The sequence below is a fragment of the Verrucosispora sp. CNZ293 genome (assembly GCF_002754655.1).
Genome location: NZ_PEFR01000001.1, coordinates 1,293,662 through 1,311,412 on the forward strand (window position 1 = coordinate 1,293,662; position 17,751 = coordinate 1,311,412).

Annotated in this window: 18 protein-coding genes and 1 pseudogene; 9 read left to right on the forward strand and 10 right to left on the reverse strand. The window is 71.3% G+C overall.

Features of this window, described 5'->3' with window-relative positions; all coding sequences use genetic code 11:
• Positions 1-102: 102 nt before the first annotated feature.
• From CLT74_RS05920 to CLT74_RS05945, 6 genes are all read right to left on the reverse strand, one after another.
• Positions 103-615, reverse strand: a complete 513-nt coding sequence (locus CLT74_RS05920; protein WP_099845642.1) for a Rieske (2Fe-2S) protein — start codon at positions 613-615, stop codon at positions 103-105.
• A gap of 26 nt (positions 616-641) precedes the next feature.
• Entirely contained in the window at positions 642-1,205 is a 564-nt protein-coding gene (locus CLT74_RS05925) for a DUF6529 family protein (protein ID WP_486582698.1), read from the reverse strand.
• Positions 1,206-1,273: 68 nt separating this feature from the next.
• Positions 1,274-2,074: a hypothetical protein gene (locus CLT74_RS05930; RefSeq protein WP_099845644.1), complete on the reverse strand. Its 801-nt coding sequence runs from the start codon at positions 2,072-2,074 to the stop codon at positions 1,274-1,276.
• An 85-nt stretch (positions 2,075-2,159) separates the two neighbouring features.
• Positions 2,160-2,846 carry an STAS domain-containing protein gene (locus CLT74_RS05935; RefSeq protein WP_099845645.1) on the reverse strand — a complete coding sequence of 229 codons (687 nt, stop codon included), beginning with the start codon at positions 2,844-2,846 and terminating at the stop codon, positions 2,160-2,162.
• Between the two features lie 88 nt (positions 2,847-2,934).
• Positions 2,935-3,204: a GlsB/YeaQ/YmgE family stress response membrane protein gene (locus tag CLT74_RS05940; RefSeq protein ID WP_099845646.1), complete on the reverse strand. Its 270-nt coding sequence runs from the start codon at positions 3,202-3,204 to the stop codon at positions 2,935-2,937.
• Positions 3,205-3,247: 43 nt separating this feature from the next.
• Positions 3,248-3,709, reverse strand: coding sequence for an STAS domain-containing protein (locus tag CLT74_RS05945; protein ID WP_099845647.1), 462 nt, complete (start codon positions 3,707-3,709; stop codon positions 3,248-3,250).
• 153 nt (positions 3,710-3,862) lie between these two features.
• Between CLT74_RS05945 and CLT74_RS05950 the strand changes: the two genes are divergently transcribed.
• The 7 genes from CLT74_RS05950 (at position 3,863) to CLT74_RS05980 (ending at position 11,119) form a co-directional block, all read left to right on the forward strand.
• Positions 3,863-4,552 carry a response regulator transcription factor gene (locus CLT74_RS05950; RefSeq protein WP_099845648.1) on the forward strand — a complete coding sequence of 230 codons (690 nt, stop codon included), beginning with the start codon at positions 3,863-3,865 and terminating at the stop codon, positions 4,550-4,552.
• The gene (locus CLT74_RS05955) at positions 4,549-5,904 is read left to right on the forward strand and encodes a sensor histidine kinase (protein WP_099845649.1); all 1,356 of its coding nucleotides are present in this window, start codon (positions 4,549-4,551) and stop codon (positions 5,902-5,904) included. Before CLT74_RS05950 ends, CLT74_RS05955 begins: the two co-directional genes overlap by 4 nt.
• A gap of 77 nt (positions 5,905-5,981) precedes the next feature.
• Positions 5,982-6,527 (forward strand): GerMN domain-containing protein, encoded by a 546-nt coding sequence (locus CLT74_RS05960; RefSeq protein ID WP_486582699.1) that lies wholly within the window; start codon positions 5,982-5,984, stop codon positions 6,525-6,527.
• 136 nt (positions 6,528-6,663) lie between these two features.
• Positions 6,664-6,930: a GlsB/YeaQ/YmgE family stress response membrane protein gene (locus tag CLT74_RS05965; protein ID WP_099845651.1), complete on the forward strand. Its 267-nt coding sequence runs from the start codon at positions 6,664-6,666 to the stop codon at positions 6,928-6,930.
• A 201-nt stretch (positions 6,931-7,131) separates the two neighbouring features.
• The gene (htpG, locus tag CLT74_RS05970) at positions 7,132-9,048 is read left to right on the forward strand and encodes a molecular chaperone HtpG (protein ID WP_099845652.1); all 1,917 of its coding nucleotides are present in this window, start codon (positions 7,132-7,134) and stop codon (positions 9,046-9,048) included.
• Positions 9,049-9,168: 120 nt separating this feature from the next.
• Positions 9,169-10,131: a diacylglycerol kinase family protein gene (locus CLT74_RS05975; protein WP_099845653.1), complete on the forward strand. Its 963-nt coding sequence runs from the start codon at positions 9,169-9,171 to the stop codon at positions 10,129-10,131.
• A 244-nt stretch (positions 10,132-10,375) separates the two neighbouring features.
• Positions 10,376-11,119, forward strand: a complete 744-nt coding sequence (locus tag CLT74_RS05980) for a 3-oxoacyl-ACP reductase family protein (protein ID WP_099845654.1) — start codon at positions 10,376-10,378, stop codon at positions 11,117-11,119.
• A 44-nt stretch (positions 11,120-11,163) separates the two neighbouring features.
• Here CLT74_RS05980 and CLT74_RS05985 read toward each other — a convergent pair whose 3' ends face one another.
• Positions 11,164-11,925, reverse strand: a complete 762-nt coding sequence (locus CLT74_RS05985) for an arginase family protein (RefSeq protein WP_099845655.1) — start codon at positions 11,923-11,925, stop codon at positions 11,164-11,166.
• 76 nt (positions 11,926-12,001) lie between these two features.
• On the opposite strand from CLT74_RS05985, the pseudogene CLT74_RS31150 reads away from it, so the two are divergent.
• Positions 12,002-12,805 (forward strand): annotated as a pseudogene (locus CLT74_RS31150) (NAD(P)-dependent oxidoreductase); the annotation flags it as partial.
• Here CLT74_RS31150 and CLT74_RS05995 read toward each other — a convergent pair.
• The 3 genes from CLT74_RS05995 to CLT74_RS30700 all read right to left on the reverse strand — a co-directional run bounded on the left by CLT74_RS05995 (position 12,742) and on the right by CLT74_RS30700 (position 14,945).
• Positions 12,742-14,019, reverse strand: coding sequence for an MFS transporter (locus tag CLT74_RS05995; RefSeq protein WP_099845657.1), 1,278 nt, complete (start codon positions 14,017-14,019; stop codon positions 12,742-12,744). The pseudogene CLT74_RS31150 and the gene CLT74_RS05995 sit on opposite strands and share 64 nt — an antisense overlap.
• A gap of 78 nt (positions 14,020-14,097) precedes the next feature.
• The gene (locus CLT74_RS06000) at positions 14,098-14,577 is read right to left on the reverse strand and encodes a hypothetical protein (protein WP_099845658.1); all 480 of its coding nucleotides are present in this window, start codon (positions 14,575-14,577) and stop codon (positions 14,098-14,100) included.
• A 41-nt stretch (positions 14,578-14,618) separates the two neighbouring features.
• Positions 14,619-14,945, reverse strand: coding sequence for a hypothetical protein (locus tag CLT74_RS30700; protein ID WP_199172121.1), 327 nt, complete (start codon positions 14,943-14,945; stop codon positions 14,619-14,621).
• 328 nt (positions 14,946-15,273) lie between these two features.
• Between CLT74_RS30700 and CLT74_RS06010 the strand changes: the two genes are divergently transcribed.
• Positions 15,274-17,721, forward strand: coding sequence for a M14 family metallopeptidase (locus tag CLT74_RS06010; RefSeq protein ID WP_099845659.1), 2,448 nt, complete (start codon positions 15,274-15,276; stop codon positions 17,719-17,721).
• The last annotated feature ends 30 nt before the right edge of the window (positions 17,722-17,751 follow it).

The following is a 17,751-nucleotide window of genomic DNA, read 5'->3' on the forward strand; positions in this document are numbered from 1 at the left end:
GGTGGGGCAGGGGCCGTCCGGGGGCGCGACGGCACCTCGGACGGCCCCGCGCGGCCCGGGCCTGGGTGGGCCGCGTCACCGCGTTCGCATCGCCGCGCCCGGTCAGGCCAACCGGATGGCGTCACCGTCGACCGTGACGTTCGCGGCGGGCAGCGGCGCTCCCGCCGGGCCACTGCGTACCGAGCCGTCGGCGATGTCGAACACACTGTTGTGGCAGGCGCAGACGATCGTGCCGTCGGAGACGGAGGTGACCGTGCAGCCCTGGTGGGTGCAGGTCGACGAGTACGCCTTGATGATCCCGTCGGTCGGCTGGGTCACCACGACGCCGGCATCGGCGAAGATCGCGCCGCCACCCACCGGAATGTCGGCGAGCGTGGCCAGAGCCGGGGTACCGGGGTCGGCGGCGTCGTCGCCCGGGGTGGCGGTGCCGGACGGATCCGCGCCGGAGCTGCCGGACGGTTCGCCGCTGGCGGTACCGGCGGGTGGCGCGGCCGGCGGTGCCGCCGTCGGCTGACCGTACGTCGCGCAGCCGGTGAGCGCGGCCACGCCCACCGCGCCGGTACCGGCCAGCAGGGCTCGTCGCGACCGGCAGCAGCCAGCCTGCTCGTGGTTCATCTGCGGTGCCTTGCCTTTCCGGGGGATCAGAACTGGATGCCGAACGTGGTGAAGTACCAGACCGACGAGGTCAGGAAGACACCGATCAGAGCGACGAACACGACCCCGCCGATGGTGGGCAGCACCCAACCGGCGAGTCCCCGCTTGGGCAGGGTCAGCATCTTGGTGGCGAAGGCGCCGAAGAAGAAGCAGCCCAGCAGGGAGTGCAGCAGCGTACGGGTGTCGTAGTCGGCGAACCCGAGGGCGTAGAGGCAGTGCACCGCGACCGGCACGGTGAGCAGGAACGCGATCCGCCCGGACCAGCGGTGCGCCGCGCCGGCCCAGGACGGGGAGAAGCCGCCGAGGCGACCCCACATCGACAGCGCCGACAGCAACTGGATGACCGCGAAGAACGCCGCCCCGGTGCCGAGCCACACCTTCACCGTCAGCGGCGAGGAGAAGCCGGCCACGTTCACCGCGATGCCGGTGGGGGTGTGGGTGCGCCCGTAGACGCCGAGCGCCACCGCCACCCCGGCCCCGACGACAAGCGGCACCAGCAGCGAAGGGCGCCGCCTCGGGGCGCTCGGCGGCGGCGCGCCGAAGTCACGCATCACCTCGACCATGGGCTCGGGCGCCCGGCGGGGCACGGTGCGTGCCCCGCCGGACCGGTGCTGGGACATCACCGCGCCCCGGGGACGACCGGCTCGGCGACGAGGGTCACCCCGTTGACCACCGTGCTGTTGAAGGCCGGATCCAACGGGGGTGCGGGGATGGGCTTGCCGTTCCAGGTGACGATGCCGATCTGGGTGCCGTCGGGCAACATGATCCACCCGCCGTCGTAGCCGGCCTTGCGGGTCTCGGCGGTCACCCGGTAGATCGCCGGAGCGGTACCCGAACCGGATTTCACCACCGCCTCGTCGCTCGACGTGTCGTCGGGCCGGGCGGTGAACTTCCAGCGCCGCACGCCGACGATCATCTCGCCGCTGGCGCGGTCGCCCCGGATGACACCTGTCAGCTTCGCGTCCTTGCCGGTCAGCTCGATCTTGCCGTCCCGCACCGTGCCGGACAGCCACAGCTCCATGGCCCGGCCGTCACAGACGTACGCCTCGGCCTTGCCGTCCTTCACGGTGATCGCGATGGTGGCCCCGTTCTCGAGTTCACCGATCCAGTTCTGCTCGACCGATGTCACCTCGGTACCGGCCGAGGAGCCGTCGGGATCTGTCGGCGGCGACGTGCCGGCTGGGCGTCGGGCGTCGGCGTCGACGTCGCCCGGCTCCTCACCTGGCGCAGCCGCGTCGGGGTCCACCTCGGCGTCGGCGTCGGCCTCCGCATCGGCGGGTGGGGCCGGCGCGGCGGCCGGTGGAGCTCCGCCGGCCACGGGTTGGGTGCCCGGCGGGGATGCCTGTGCACTCATTGTGAACAGCACGGCAGCCGTCACCGCCCCCGACAGGAGGGTGAGCAACGGGGTCAGGCGCTTCATGGGCCACTCCCTTCGCCCAGAGGTACGGAGGAGGTGGTGGATCGGTTCAATCGGGACGCCGGGAACCTCCCCGGAACCCGCGGATTCAGACGGTGACGCGGCGGGCCGGGCGACGGCGGCGGGCGCTGGACGTCGACGGCACCTCGGTGGGGGGACGCGGCACGTCGACCGGGGTCACGTCGACCGGGTGGATGCCGGCGTCCGCGGCGTCCTGAAGCGCCGCCGCTCGCAGCTGGTCGAGGGCGACGTCGAGGCTGTCGAAGATCGGGAAGACCCCGTCGAGCTTCATCGTGTGCAGCACCGTGCGGATGAACCTCGACGGTGCGGCGAGGCAGAGCCGGCCGCCCCGCTCGCGTACGTCCCGGTGGGCCCGGACGAGCATGCCCAGCCCGACCGAGTCGATGACCTGGACACCTGTCAGGTCCACCACCACCGTCCCACGCACGTCGAACGCGGCCCGTAGCGCGGCCCGCAACGCGTTGCCGGTGTCCGGGTCGAGATCGCTGTCGGCGGGTGCCGCCGCCATCTCGACAATGCCACGCGACCCACCACCGTCCCGGTCGTCGCCGTGTGGTGGGGCGCCCGGCGGCAGGGCGCTGCACCGGGGGCAGCGGTGCGGACCGGTGGCGAACGGTGAACCGCTCCAACCGTGGTCGGAGACCAGCGTCCAGACGACCTCGGCGTCGGGCAGCACACAGGCGGTGCCGGTGGTGGTGTCACCACAGACGTCGCAGATCAGGGTCATCAGGTTGTCGTCCGGTACGACTGTCATCCGGTTTCCTCTCCGGTGCCCGCAGCCGGTTGGCCGGGGTACGGAACTCGGGGCGGCGGGCGGAGGGTGCCGTCGCCGTGCGGACTGCTCACCGGGAGTCGGAGCGTTCCTTACCGGTGGTGGCCACCGCGATCACCACCGCGATCACGGCGAGCCCGCCCTGCACGACCAGGCCCAGCAGGCTGAACCCCTGCACGCCGGCGAGCCAGGCGGTGATGGCGCCGAGCAGGGCGGCGACGGCGCCGATCGTCATGGTGAGCCACAGTGGCACGCCCGGGCGGCCGGGCAGGACCAGTCGGCCGAGCGCGCCGACGGCGAGGCCGACGGCGATTGCCGTGACGATCCCGGCGCTGGTCATGCTGCTCCTCGTGCTCGCGGTCTGCTGCGTCGGCTTCGCTGGGTCAGGTGCGCGCGACGACCGCGGCGCGGCCGTACGCGGCGGCGCGCGGCGACGCGCCCGATGGCGGTGTCCCGCCGGCCGGTGAACCGTCCGGTGCGGCGGGGGCCGGCGCGGAGGATACCGCTTCGGTGACCGGGGCCGGGTTGGCTGCGGCGTCGGTGTGCACGGGCAGGATCTGGTCCAGCCGAGCGGTCTGCAGGATGCGGGTGATGCGCGGGTTCGGGTTGCGTACCGCCAGCACGCCGCCGCTCCGGATCATCCGGCGGTGCACGTCGAGCAGCAGGCCGATGGCGGCGGCGTCGATGTGCCGGCAGCCGGCCAGGTCGATCACGATCTGCTGTGGGCGCAGCGCCAGCAGCTGGTCGAGCACCGCGCCGGTCTCCGGCAGGCAGGCCAGGTCGAACTCGGCGATGGACACCTCCACCAGCGGCACCGAGCACTCGGGGCGTCGTGGTGCGGTCACGTCGAAGGCCCCCTCTCCTGCTGTCTCCGAGTGGCTCTCACCCTGCCCAGCGGGGTTGGCGGGCACCGCGCGGACGGATGACAGTTGCGTGACAAAACCCCCTGATGCCGGTCGCGGTTGGCCCGGCGGTGAGGGCTTGGGGATGATTCCGGTATGACAGCGGTACTGGTGATCGAGGACGACGACCGGATCCGGTTGGCGTTGCTGCTCGCTCTGGAGGACGAGGGCTACGAGGCCCGGGGAGCGGCCACCGCCGAGGAGGGGCTGCGGACGCAGCGCCGGGATCCCGCCGACTACGTCCTGGTCGACCTGATGCTGCCCGGCATCGACGGCTTCGAGGGCATCCGCCAGCTACGCCGCGACGACGACGTGCCGATCGTCGTGGTCAGTGCCCGCGACGACACGCACGACATCGTGGCCGCCCTGGAGGCCGGCGCCGACGACTACGTGGTCAAGCCGGTGGCGATCAAGGAGCTGACCGCCCGGCTGCGCGCCCTGCGCCGGCGCGGCCGTACGGTTACCGCCCCGGACGGGCCGGAGCCGGTGCCGGTGCTCTCCTTCGGCGAGCTGGAGGTGAGCCCGGAGGCGGGGGAGGTGCGTCGGTCCGGTGAGCCGGTCGCGGTCACCCGTACCGAGTTCCGGCTGCTGTGCGAGTTGGCCGAGCACGCCGGCCGGGTGCTGTCGCGTCAACAGCTGCTCAGCCGCGTCTGGGGGTACGACAGCGGCGACGAACGGCTCGTCGACGTGCACGTCGGCAGGCTCCGCCAGAAGATCGAGGCCGATCCGGCAAATCCCCGGCACCTGGTGACGTTGCGCGGCCTGGGCTACAAGCTGCAACGATGAGACGCCTCGGACTGCGTGCCCGGGTCACCGCAGCGTTCGCGATCGGTGCGCTGCTGCTGTCCGCCTCGATGGCCCTGGTGTCGTACGAGCTGACCCGCCGCACCCTGCTCGACGAGCGCGAGCGCACGGTGCTGCGGGCGGCGTACTACGACGCGGCGGTGGTCCGCGCCGGGCTGAACACCGAGAACCCGGACGTCGCGGAGGCGCTGCGGGCGCTGGACACCGGCACCGGACGGCGGCCCCTGGTGCTGCTCGACGGCGAGTGGTACGCCCGCAGTGCCGACAACGGGCTCACCACGATCGTGCCGGACCGACTTCAGGAATTGGTCTCGGCGGGGGAACCGGCGGTGCAACGGGTCCGGGTCAACGACCATCCGGTGATGCTTGTCGGCGTCCCGCTGTCCGAGTCGACGGCGTTCTACGAGATCGCCTCGCTGCGGGAACTGGAGCAGACCTTCCAGGTGCTGGCGCTGGCGCTCACCGCGGTGGCGATCATGGTGGCCGGATCGGGGGCGGCGCTCGGTTGGTACGCCACCCGACACGGACTGCGTCCGCTGACCGCCGTCGCCGACGCCGCCGAGCGGATCGCGGCCGGCGACTTCACCACCCGGCTGGTCCCGGACACCGACCCGGACCTGACCCGCCTCTCCACCTCGTTCAACCGGATGGTCGACGAGCTGGCCGGGCGGATCGACCGGGACCGGCGCTTCGCCGCCGACGTCAGCCACGAGTTGCGCTCGCCGTTGCAGACGCTCGCCGCGGCGGCCAGTGTGCTGTCCCGCCGTCGGGAGAATCTGGACGAGCGGACCGCTACCGCGGCCCGGCTGGTCGCCGACGAGATCGACCGCTTCCAGCAACTGGTGAACGACCTGCTGGACCTGGCCCGGGGCGATCAGCCCGTGCACCGGGAGCCGGTCGACCTGCCCGAGCTGGCCCGGCGGGCGTGCCAGGACCGGGACCTGCCGGAGTCGGTGGTGCAGCTGGCAGCCGGGACGCCGGCAAGCTGGCGGGTGGACCGCCGCCGGGTGACCCAGGTGCTGACCAACCTGCTCGACAACGCCGAGCGTTACGGCGCCGGGCCGGTCGCGGTGCGGCTGTCCCACACCGCTGACACGGGCGTGATCGAGGTCGACGACGAGGGACCCGGAGTGCCGATGGAGGACCGCGAGGTGATCTTCGACCGCTTCGTCAGGGGCCGGGCCGCCAACTACCGGGGCGGCGGCGACGGCACCGGCCTGGGGCTGGCCCTGGTGGCCCAGCACGCGGCCGCGCACGGTGGCGACGCCACGGTCAGCGACCGCCCCGAGGGCGGCGCGCGGTTCCGCGTCACCCTGCCCGGGAGCGTCGCATGACCCGGCCCGCCACCGCCGTCCGGGGCAGGTGGACGCCTCGTTTCTTCCGGGACGCGCGGCGGGCCGGGCTCGTGCTGATGGCCGCCGTGCTCGTACTTGTCGGGGGGTGCGGGGTGCCCGCCGAGGACCGGCCCCGGGCGGTCACCCCGCCACCCGTCCCGTTCCCGTCCACCGCCACGGCGGCGCCGACGGCGGCCGAGACCGGCGCGGTGACCGAGACGCTCTACTTCTCCCGCGACGACCGCCTGGTGCCGGTGATCCGCCGAGTCGACCAGGTGCCCGCCCTCGACGCGCAACTGCGCGGCCTGCTGGCCGGGCCGACCCCCACCGAATCCGACGACGGACTGACAAGTGCCCTGCCGGGTGCCTTCACCAGCGCGGTGGTGGAACTCGTCGACGGGGTGGCCCGGGTCACCGTCGGGTTGACCGCGGTGGACACCGGCCGCAGCGACGGGCGGCTGGCGTACGGCCAGATCGTCTGCACGCTCAGCGCGCGCACCGACGTCGACGCGGTGCTGTTCCTGGAGGGCGGCGCACCGCTGAGCGTCCCACGGGCGGACGGTTCGCTGTCATCCGGCCCGCTCAGCGGGGCCGACTACGCCGTGTTGATCAATCCGCGCTGAGCACCCGGATGACGGGTGTACCGCGGTTGCACGACGGTTGCGTGACAAAGCCCGTCGACGACCGATCGCGGCGTTTGACACCAGCGTCCGGCGGGGCACCTGTGACGCTCACGTTCGACGTCGGAGGGACACTCCCGTGGAAATCAGTGGCTTCTTCACCGCCATCCTCATCGGTCTGGTCATCGGCGCCCTCGGTCGGCTCGTCGTGCCGGGCCGCCAGCGCATCCCGATCCTGCTCACCATCCTGATCGGTATCGTCGCCGCGATCCTCGGCACGCTGCTCGCCGGCGTCCTCGGCGTCGACGAAACCGCCGGCATCGACTGGATCGAGCTGTTCATCCAGATCGCCTTCGCCGCCGTCGGTGTCTCGCTGGTCGTCGGCGTCTACGGCCGTCGACGCTGACCATCTCCCGACGCCGGCCTGTCCTGACGCCGGCCTGTCCTGACGGCGGGGCGGGCCGGCGTCGGGCCGTGCACCGACAGGTGACAGCTGTGGTGTCGCATGGTCTCGGAGTCCGCAGACCGACCACCCGACGCACGCGCAGCGCGACGGCTCGTATCCTTTCCGCGAAGCGTCGTGGCGACGACCGGAAAGGGACTTGGTGTGAACGACCGGGCTGAGACGTTAGAGTTCCAGGCCGAGGCGCGTCAGCTGCTTCGGCTGATGGTCCACTCGATCTACTCGAACAAGGACGTCTTCCTCCGCGAGCTGATCTCGAACGCCTCCGACGCGCTGGACAAGCTGCGCCTGGCGTCGATGGTCGACAAGGATCTCGCCGTCGACACCGGCGACCTGCACATCGCCATCGAGGTCGACCGGGACGCCCGTACCCTCACCGTGCGGGACAACGGCATCGGCATGAGCCGCGACGAGGTGGTCTCCGTCATCGGCACGATCGCCAAGTCCGGCACTGCGGAGCTGCTGCGGCAGCTGCGGGAGGCCAAGGACGCCGGTGCGTCACAGGAGCTGATCGGCCAGTTCGGCGTCGGCTTCTACGCCTCGTTCATGGTCGCCGAGCGGGTCGAGCTGGTCACCCGGCGGGCCGGCGAGAGCGGCGGTACGCGCTGGGAGTCCACCGGCGAGGGCACCTACACCATCACCGAACTCGACGACGCCCCCCAGGGCACGGCGGTGACCCTGCATCTCAAGCCCGCCGACGCCGAGGACAACCTGCACGACTACACCGCCGAGTGGACGATCCGGGAGATCGTCAAGCGCTACTCCGACTTCATCGCCCACCCGATCCGGATGACCGTCGAGCGTCCCGGGGCGGACGACGCCCCGGCCACCACCGAGACGGTCACCCTCAACTCGATGAAGGCGTTGTGGGCCCGGCCGCGCGGCGAGGTCGAGCCGGCCGAGTACCACGAGTTCTACAAACACGTCAGCCACGACTGGGCGGACCCCCTGGAGACCATCCACATGCGGGGGGAGGGGACCTTCGAGTACGAGGCGCTGCTGTTCATCCCCACCCACGCCCCGCTTGACCTGTTCTCCCCGCAGGGACGCCGAGGCGTGCAGCTGTACGTCAAGCGCGTGTTCATCATGGACGACTGCGACGCGTTGATGCCCAACTACCTGCGCTTCGTCAAGGGCGTGGTGGACGCGCACGACCTGTCGCTGAACATCTCCCGGGAGATCCTCCAGCAGGACCGGCAGATCCGGGCCGTACGCCGCCGCCTGGTCAAGAAGGTCCTCGCCACGGTGAAGGACCTCAAGACCGACCAGCCGGAGCGATACCGCACCTTCTGGACCGAGTTCGGACCGGCGGTCAAGGAGGGCCTGCTCGAGGACTCCGACAACCAGGACATCCTGCTGGAGATCCTGTCGACGGCCTCCACCCATGACCCGGCGGAGCTGACCGACCTGGCCGGCTACGTCGCCCGGATGCGTGAGGGTCAGACCGACATCTACTACGCCACCGGCGAGAACCGGGCCACCATCGAGAACTCCCCGCACATGGAGGCGTTTCGCGCCAAGGGCTACGAGGTGCTGCTGCTCACCGACCCGGTCGACGAGGTCTGGGTCGAGCGGGTGGGCAGCTACGCCGGCAAGACGCTGCGCTCGGTCGCCAAGGGGCAGGTCGACCTGGACACCGAGCAGGAGCGCACCGAGGCCGAGGCCGAACGTGAGCGGCAGCGCACCGAGTACGCCGACCTGCTCGGCTGGATGGGCGAGGTGCTGGCCGACAGCGTCAAGGAGGTCCGGCTGTCGTCCCGCCTGACCACCTCGCCGGCCTGCGTGGTAGGCGACGCGCACGACCTCACCCCGACGCTGGAGAAGATGTACCGCGCGATGGGCCAGGAGGTGCCGAAGGTCAAGCGGATCCTGGAAATCAACCCGACCCACCCGCTCGTCACCGGCCTGCGCAAGGCACACGAACAGGGCGGCACCGGTGACTCCCTGGCGGAGACCGCCGAGCTGCTCTACGGCACCGCGCTGCTCGCCGAGGGCGGTGACCTGGCCGACCCGTCGCGGTTCGCCCGGATACTCGCCGACCGTCTCGCCCGCACCCTGTAGCCGTACCGCCGCGTCGTTCGCCCCGGCCCGCTCGTCGCACCGGTCGGGGCGAGTCGCGTCGCGGCGGTCAGCCGTTGGACCAGGCGTCAAGCGCGCGGTGGCTGGGTAACACCGGCAGTCATGAGCGCGAGTGTCATGGTGGACCCGGACAGCCCGCAGGCCCCCGCCGTGGCGGTGGGCACCGTCGCGGTGGTGGCCCACCGGAAGAAGACCCTCGGTGGGGGCCTGGACGAACTGCGGGCGGTGCTGGTCGGCGCGGGCGTCGAGCACCTGCTCTGGTACGAGGTGCCCAAGAGCCGCAAGGCGCCGAAGAAGGTTCGCAAGGCCCTCGACAAGGGCGCTGAGCTGGTCTTCGTCTGGGGCGGCGACGGCATGGTCCAACGCTGCGCCGACACCCTGGCGGGCACCCGGACCCCGATGGCGATCCTGCCGGCCGGCACCGCCAACCTGTTCGCCACCAACCTGGGCATTCCCGAGGACCTGCGGGAGGCGGTCCGGATCGGCCTGCACGGGCAGCACCGCCGGCTCGACCTGGGCAAACTCAACGGTGAGCACTTCGCGGTGATGGCCGGCGCCGGCTTCGACGGTGACCTCATCCGCGAGGCCGACCGGGAGATGAAGGGCCGCCTCGGTCGGCTCGCCTACGTGTGGACCGGGCTGCGCCACGTGCGTGGCGAGCTGACCCGGACCCGGATCACCGTCGACGGTGCCCTCTGGTTCGACGGCGAGGCCAGTTGCGTGCTGTTCGGCAACGTCGGCACCATCACCGGCGGGATCCCCGCCTTCGACGACGCCCGCCCCGACAGCGGCGCGCTTGAGGTCGGGGTCTCCACCGCCAGCGGGGCCGTCGACTGGGCCCGCACCCTCGGCAAGATGGCCACCGGCCGCTCCGACGACTCGAAGTTCGTGCGGATCACCCGTGGCCGCAAGGTCAAGGTCCGCTTCGCCGAGCCGAAGACCTACGAGCTGGACGGCGGCGCCCGCAGCACAGCCCGGAAGCTGAAGGTTCGCGCCGTGCCCGCCGCCCTGACCGTCTGCTGCCCCGACCGGGACGCCGAGGAGACACCCGCCGCGCCGCAGTGAGTCCGGGTTGGGGCGACGCCGAACGCCAGGCATCCTCGTGCCGGTGACCTGCCTGTCGAGACGTGGGCGAGGGGCCGGAGCAGGATGGCGGCGAACCCTCAGGGTGTGCCGGCCCTGTCGAGCTGAACCGTCTGTGCTGTCACGCAGGGCGCTGTCGCGGCCAATTGGGCCACTGGTGTCGTAGGCGAACGCGGCGTCCGATCACCGCCGGACAGGTGACTCTCGGTCGACCAGGCTTTGCGTCATGAACAACGCACTTGACGGCAAGGTGGCTCTGGTCACCGGTGGTAGTCGTGGGATCGGCGCGGCGGTGGCGCTGCGCCTCGCCGAGGAGGGCGCCGACGTGGCGCTGACGTTCCACCGGAACCAGCAACGCGCCGACGACATGGTGGATCAGATCAGGACAGCGGGACGGCGGGCTGTCGCCGTACGGGCGGACAGCGCCGACCCGGCGGCCGTGGTCGGCGCGGTCGACCGGGTCGCCGGCGAATGGGGTCGGTTGGACATCCTGGTCAACAACGCCGGCGCGTTCCTGCTCGGCCCGCTGGAGCAGCTGAGCCTGGACGAGTTCGACGAGACCGTGGCGGTTAACGTCAGGGCGCCGTTCGTGGCCTGCCAGGCTGCGGTGCGTCACATGTCGGCCGGTGGGCGGATCATCAACATCGGCAGCAATGTCGCCGAGCGTGCGGTCTTCCCGGGCTTCTCGCTGTACGCCATGAGCAAGACCGCCCTGATCGGGCTGACCAAGGCACTCGGACGCGAACTCGGCGGCAGGGCGATCACCGTCAACCTGGTGAACCCAGGGCCCACGGACACCGCGCTGAACCCGGTCGACGGCCCCAACGCCGAGACGATCACCGGATTCACCGCCCTCGGCCACTACGCGGACCCCGCCGACGTGGCTGCCACGGTGGCGTTCCTGGCCAGCAGGGACGGGCGCTACATCACCGGGGCGACGATAAACGTCGACGGCGGCTTCACCATCTGATCCCCGGCTCACCGCCGTCGTGTCCACCCTGGCTGGGCTGCGGCTCAGCGGGTGGCGAGAGCCGTCAGCCGGGACAGCAGCCGCCTGCGAATGTCCCGCTGGCCCTCGTCATCAGTCCGCAACCACGGGCATGCCACATCGAACGCCACCACGCGGCCGGTCGCGAACAGCCGCGCGCAGGCGGCCAGAACAGCGTCCGCCGGCGGTCCGTTCGGCACCGGGTAACGGAGACCGGGCACTTCGCCCGAGTCGATGACATCCACGTCGATGTGCAGGACGAGCGGCCCGGATGGCACGGTGTCCGCGGAAACCTCGGAGACCGGGATCCGGCGGGTCGGGCTTACCGCCAGATACTCGACCTCGGCAGGATCCAGGTCCCGCGCGTCGACCAACACCGTGCGCTCCGCCGGCACCGGCCGCAAACCGATCACCTCGGCGTACCTGTCGGGATGCGCACCGTTCAGCAGGCGCAGCGAAAGACCGCCCAGATAGCCCGATGTGCTCGTCTGCAAGGTGTGCACGTCGCCATGGGCGTCAAACCAGACAACCGCCGGGTCCACTCCCGCTCCTTGCACCCCGGCGACGGTGCCGCCGGCGACCAGACAGTCGCCGGAGAGCACCACCGGTACGCGGCCGGCCGCCACCAGCGGCGACACTGCCGCCGCAGTAGCGGAACACACCCCCGCCACGTGCCGCCAGGCATCACCGTCGAGCACCTGCGACCGAACAGTGAGGTCCGCCGACACCGGGATCTCATCGTCCAGCAGTCGCTCATCTTGGTGGTAGGGCACCAGGATCGTGGTCACGCCTCACCCTATCCACGTTCCAACGATGACGCCGTCCGCTTGACCTCAAGCGAGGTTGAGGTCTGATGATCGTGCCATGGGTGGAATCGAGAAATCGGCAGCCACGGTCGCGGTCATCGGCACCGGAGCCATCGGTACTGCGGTGGCAACTCGGCTCCTGGGAAGCGGGCACGATGTCACGGTGTGGAACCGTACCGAAGGTCGCACAACCGACCTGGTGGCCGCCGGGGCGCTACCAGCGCGGTCCGTTCGGGAGGCAGTGTCAGCAAGCTCCCTCGTGCTCCTGACGCTCAAGGACTTCGCAGCGGTAGAGCAGTGCCTGGCCCAGATCGACATGGACCTGTCCGGGCGTACGGTTGTCGGGATGTACACGGGGACCGCCAGTGAGGCGCGGGTGGTGGCCCGGCGGGTGACCAGCGGAGGCGCACATTACCTCGACGCGGGGATCCAAGCCTCGCCCGAGATGATCGGCACCGGTACCGCGACCATCCTGTACAGCGGATCTCCGTACGCCTTCGAACAGCACCGGGCGATCCTCGGTCTGCTGAGCACGCCACGCTTTGTCGGTGAAGCGCCGGAAGCTGCTGCGGTGTGGGACCTCGCCCTGTTCGGCGTCTGGTACGACGCCCAACTTGGCCTGCTTCGAGCCCTGGAAACGGCACGCGCGGCTGGTGTCGACGTGGTGGAGTTCTCCCGCACAGCGAGTACCCAGCTCAACCATGTCCTGGCGACGGTTCCCGCCACCGTCTCGGAGATGCAGCGGGGCACCTACCCGCCAGGTCCCGCAGACCTCACCGAACATTTGACAGTCGTCCGTCATCTCATCGCGCTGCGGGCCGACCGACGTCTCGGCGACGGCGGATTAGCAGAGGTGGCGGCGCGAGTCGAGGCGCTCATCGCGGACGGCCGTGGCGGCGAGGGCTTGACCGCGACGGTCGAGTAGCGATCGTCGGCCGGACGTCGCCAGGTCAGCGCGCAGGCGGTGAGGCAGACGGCGGCGGCCAGGACGAGCGGTGGCCGGGGGCCGAGCAGCACGGCGGCGGCGCCGAGCGGAGTCGTCGCCGCGATCGGCCCGAACATGAGCGTGTTGGCGGTGGCGGCGACCCGGCCGAGCAGCGCGTCGGGGCTGTGTGTCTGCACGGCGGTGACGGCCGCGACGAGCGCCCACGGCAGCCCGAGTCCGGCCAGCACCGACGCGGTGACCACCCCCGGCCACCAGGGCAGGCACCGGATCAGGCAACTGACCGCGAAGAGTCCGGCGCCGGTCAGTCCCACGGCCGTCGGGCCGAACCGGGCGATCATCCGGCCGACCACCAGTCCACCGGCGACCGAGCCGGCGCCCTGGGCGCTGAGCAGGACGCCCAGGAACGTCGCTGGCCGGCCGAGCGTGTCGGTGACAACCGCGTACCCGGCGGCGGTGGTGAAGCCGGACATGCCGATGGCGACCCCGGCGAGCATCACCGGACGTCGGATGGACGCCGAGCCGACCAGGACGGTGAGCCCGGCGCGAACCCCCCGATCGTGGGACGCCACAGTGGCTGGCGGACGGGTCAGGCGCAGCGCCGCGTAGCCGGCCGCGGCGAGGGCCGGTAACAGGGCGGCGAGCAGTGCGACGAGGTGTCCCCCCTGCCAGGCGTAGAGTCCGGCGCCGGCCAGCGGAGCGACAAGCTTCATGCCTTCCTGGGCGCTGGAGCGCCACCCGTTGACCCGGGCCAGGTGCACCGGTGACAGCGCGGCCGGCAGCAGGGCGCTCTCGCCCGCGTCGACCAGGACGTACGCGATGCCGTAGACGGTGGCCACGCAGAACAGCAGCCACACCTGGTCGGGGCCACGGACCGCGAGCAGGCTGGGCAGGGTGGCGGCGACGGTCAGGTTGGCCACGATGACGACCGGGCGTCGGGGCAGCCGGTCGACCACAACGCCGAGCCACGGTCCGGCGAGGGTGGGTGCGTAGCCGCAGAGACCGGCGAGCGCGGCCAGGCCGGGGGAGCCGGTGAGGTCGAGGATCCAGATGCCGGCGACCAGGGCCATGGCGCTGCCGCCGAGGCCGGACAACAGGGACACCGCCACGAACAGGATCGCGTTGCGCCGCACGAGCCCTCCGGAATTGAGTCAGAGTGGCTCACAGCGTCGGGTCTTGAGTCGCATCCGGGCAATAGCCGGAGACCTATGTCAACGTTGTGTTGACAGTGCCTCGGCGAGGTCGCGAGCGACGGCGCGTACCGGGGCGGGCAGTCCCGGATCAGCGACCGGCAGGTCGGCGCGGATCCGGGCGGCCAGGTCGTACAGGCCGCCCGGATCGGCCTCCAGGGCGAGCACAGTGGTGCGTCGGGTCAGCGCGGCCCGGGGGAAACGGGTATCCCAGCGACGGTCGGCGTCGATCCAGCGGCGCAGGTCGGTGAGGAGCCCCCGCAGCACCGCGACCTCGGCCGGCCAGTGCCGGTCGGATCTCGCGCGGCGGGCGGTACGGGCGGCGGCCAGGCGCTGGCGGCGCTGCTCGGCGGCCTGCCGGCTCCCCAGGCCGAGGGCCTCGCCGACCTGGGTCCAGGTCGCGCCGGCCTGCCGGGCCCGGTCGATGAGATCGAGTTCGGTGTCGTCGAGCTGGTCCCGGGTGGCCGGAATGCCGGCGAGTCGATCGAGCGGGTCGAGCACGCGTCAACGTTACATTGACAGCCCTGGCCGGGCCGGCTCGCTCAGGCTGCTGCGGACTGGCGGCGAGAGCCGTCCGTCGACCAGGTCGGCTGGGCGCTCGGCGCGGCCCACGTCTCGTGCGGGTCGGCGGCCGGGGCCGTTGTCTCGTCGGCGTTGCCACCCTGGGCGAGGTTCAACGCCCGCTGGGCCTGCTGCCACGGTTCACATGGCCAGTTCTGCCCGGCGCACAGCAGATGGGTGCAGCCACCGTCCTCGCCCGGTGCGTGCGCGTCGGCGACGTCCAAGGCGAGCCGCCACAGCAGCGGGTCGGTGACGTCAGCGGGACGGTCGGCCGTATGACTGTGCCGATCGATGGCGTTCTCGGACATGCGTGATCCCCCTCGTAGTCGAGCCTCACGCTCTTGATCTCCAGTCTGCACGCAGGCCAAACGCCAGATCCGGGACCGCCGGCAGAGGTGGGCGCGGTCACCGGGGCCGGGGCCGCCAGTGATTGACAGACCCCTATCTGCGGGCGAAGGATGTCGGCAACTCGATCACCCCAACGATCCGGATGCGTGACGCTGCGTGATCGGCGATGCGGGCAGCGTCGACCGCCGAGCGCGTCGCCGTGGTTGTCCCCGCAGGCTGGCAGCCCGGCGTACCCGCGCTGAAAACGCTGCACCCGCGCCGCGCGCCGAGAAGAGGGGCGACCGCCTCATGTCCAAGGTCCGTTCGGGCTTGCGCTGGCGACCCCAGCTGCCCGCCGCCACCGTCCTGGCCGCCTCGGCGGCCGTGTTGCTGCTCGTCAATCCGGCTGCGGCGATCGTGCCGCAGGCCGCCGCGCCGGTGACCGCGCCCGCCGACCTCGGCCGGCTCGCCGACGAGCGGGCCAGCGTGGTCGAGGTGATCCTCGCCGACAGCGCCGAGCTGGACGCGCTCGTGGCCACTGGTGTCGACCTCGATCACCACGTCACCCACACCGGGGACGGCATCGTCGTGCACGCCGTGGTGACCGGCAACGAGGTCGACACGCTGAGCCGGGCCGGTTTCACCTTCGGCAAGGTCCTGCACACGGCGGAGGACGCGGCGCAGCGGGTGGCCGAGCGGGAGGCCACCATCGCCGCCCACCTGGCCGAGAACCAGGAGTACGCCGCCGCCGCCGAGTTCTCCGCCCGGTCCACTGTCTCCGACGTAAGAATCATCAGGGCGGACTACTACACCTCCGGAGACACGCAGGTGCTCTCGGTCGAGGCGAAGTGGGCGCAGGGGCAGTCCGACGCGAGCCCGTTGACAGTCGAGCGGGACAGCGGGCCGGGCACCGAGATCGGCTCCGGCGGCAGCCAGACGATCTCCCGTTTCGTCGACGCCGGCGCCTACCTGTACCACCGGGGCGCGGCGCAGGTGACCAGCCGTCCCGCGTACGTGCGGATCACCAGCCCGAGCGGTGACGTGGCGGTGGCCAAGGTCAACGAGTGGCTGCCCATCCCGCCGAAGGACCCCGAGGGGCCGGGCTACATGAAGGACTTCGTGGCCAGCTACCTGACCCCCACCGAGCTGTACGACCGGATCAAAGCCCTGGCCGCGCAGTACCCGAAGATCTCGGAGATCGTCGAGCTGCCGTACCGGACCAACGGCTACCGGCGCAAGGCGCAGGCCGTACTCGGCACCGCCACCGCCAGCCGGGTAGCTGTCGACTCGCTGGCCTGGGGCCACCAGGGCGGCAACGACGTCACCGTCGAACTCGCCGACCCCGGCGTCGCCGACGCACCCCTGGCGGTCACGGTCACCGGCACCCAGGTCCGCGTCGACCTCGCCACCGACAGCAGCGGCACCGTCACCAGCACCGCCGAGCAGGTCGTCGCCGCGCTCAACGCGCAGGCGGGGACGCTGCTGACCGCGTACACCTATCGGGGCAGCCCGGGCACCGGCGTGGTCGCGCCGGCCGCGCGGACCGCGCTCTCCGACGGCCTCGCCGCACCGGCGGCGGTCTCCCGCGACCCGCACCCGGTGTACGCCATCCGCATCGGCAAGCACCGCGACGGCTCCCGGCTCGGAGTGCTGGCGTACGCGCAGGAACACGCCCGGGAGTGGGTGCCGCCACTTGTCACCATCGAGACCGCCGAGCGGCTGCTGCGCAACTACGCGCACGACCGGAAGACCCGTGAGCTTGTCGACAACCTCGACATCTGGATCGCCCCGTCGATCAACCCGGACGGCGGGCACTACTCGTTCTACGACTTCAACTCCCAGCGCAAGAACATGACCAACCACTGCCCGCAGGACGGGTCGGCGGACTTCCTCGGCCGCAACTCGTGGGGCGTGGACAACAACCGCAACTACACCGAGTACAGCCTCTTCGACGGCTACTCGGGTGCCTCCACCAGTTGCACAAGCGGCACCTACGCCGGCCCGAGCGAGCTGTCGGAGCCGGAGAACCGCAACGTCGACTGGCTGGCCGCCCGGCCGAACGTCAAGTTCTCGATGAACCTGCACTCGTCCGGCAACTACTTCATGTGGTCGCCCGGCTCGTACGCCACCCCCGGCCGGATCTCCGCACCCCGACCGACGCTGGCCGAGGAGTCGCTGTTCTGGGGCGCGTCGTCACGGATCCTCACCGCCATCAAGCGGCACCGCAACCTCGCCGTCACCCCGGCCCGCACCGGACCGATCGCCGACGTGCTGTACTCGGCGGCCGGCAACTCCGGTGACATGCTCTGGTACAAGTACGGCATCTACGCCTGGAACTTCGAGGTCGGCACCTCGTTCCAGCCGGTCTGGCAGGAGGCGCACGCCGAGACGATGGAGTTCTCCAACGGCCTGGTGGAGATGCTGCGGGTGGCCAGGGACTTCGACACTGACAAGAAGAAGCCGACAAGTTCACTGTCGGTGCGGGCCAGCGCTACCCCCGGCATGGTGGACGTGACCTTCTCCACGAGCGAACCGGCTGCGGTCTTCTACACCCTCGACCGGAGCCGACCCACCTACGACTCCACGCTCTACGGCTCGGCCGGCATCCGGGAGGGCGGCGAGACGCTGACCATCCCCGTGGGCACGACAGTGCACTGGTTCTCGGTGGACGCGGCCGGCAACGTGGAGAAGAACTACAAGCCCGACGGTCGGGGCAACAACCACAACAAGCAGAAGGTCAAGGCACCGAAGCGCTGACCGGACGCCTCGGCGAGCCGTGGGTGCCTG

Bases quoted from the DNA above. Each gene is read 5' to 3' on its own strand.
- CLT74_RS05920 (WP_099845642.1), bottom strand. From the start codon at position 615: ATGAACCACGAGCAGGCTGGCTGCTGCCGGTCGCGACGAGCCCTGCTG.
- CLT74_RS05925 (WP_486582698.1), bottom strand. From the start codon at position 1,205: ATGCGTGACTTCGGCGCGCCGCCGCCGAGCGCCCCGAGGCGGCGCCCT.
- CLT74_RS05930 (WP_099845644.1), bottom strand. From the start codon at position 2,074: ATGAAGCGCCTGACCCCGTTGCTCACCCTCCTGTCGGGGGCGGTGACG.
- CLT74_RS05935 (WP_099845645.1), bottom strand. From the start codon at position 2,846: ATGACAGTCGTACCGGACGACAACCTGATGACCCTGATCTGCGACGTC.
- CLT74_RS05940 (WP_099845646.1), bottom strand. From the start codon at position 3,204: ATGACCAGCGCCGGGATCGTCACGGCAATCGCCGTCGGCCTCGCCGTC.
- CLT74_RS05950 (WP_099845648.1), top strand. From the start codon at position 3,863: ATGACAGCGGTACTGGTGATCGAGGACGACGACCGGATCCGGTTGGCG.
- CLT74_RS05955 (WP_099845649.1), top strand. From the start codon at position 4,549: ATGAGACGCCTCGGACTGCGTGCCCGGGTCACCGCAGCGTTCGCGATC.
- CLT74_RS05960 (WP_486582699.1), top strand. From the start codon at position 5,982: ATGGCCGCCGTGCTCGTACTTGTCGGGGGGTGCGGGGTGCCCGCCGAG.
- CLT74_RS05975 (WP_099845653.1), top strand. From the start codon at position 9,169: ATGAGCGCGAGTGTCATGGTGGACCCGGACAGCCCGCAGGCCCCCGCC.
- CLT74_RS05980 (WP_099845654.1), top strand. From the start codon at position 10,376: ATGAACAACGCACTTGACGGCAAGGTGGCTCTGGTCACCGGTGGTAGT.
- CLT74_RS30700 (WP_199172121.1), bottom strand. From the start codon at position 14,945: ATGTCCGAGAACGCCATCGATCGGCACAGTCATACGGCCGACCGTCCC.
- CLT74_RS06010 (WP_099845659.1), top strand. From the start codon at position 15,274: ATGTCCAAGGTCCGTTCGGGCTTGCGCTGGCGACCCCAGCTGCCCGCC.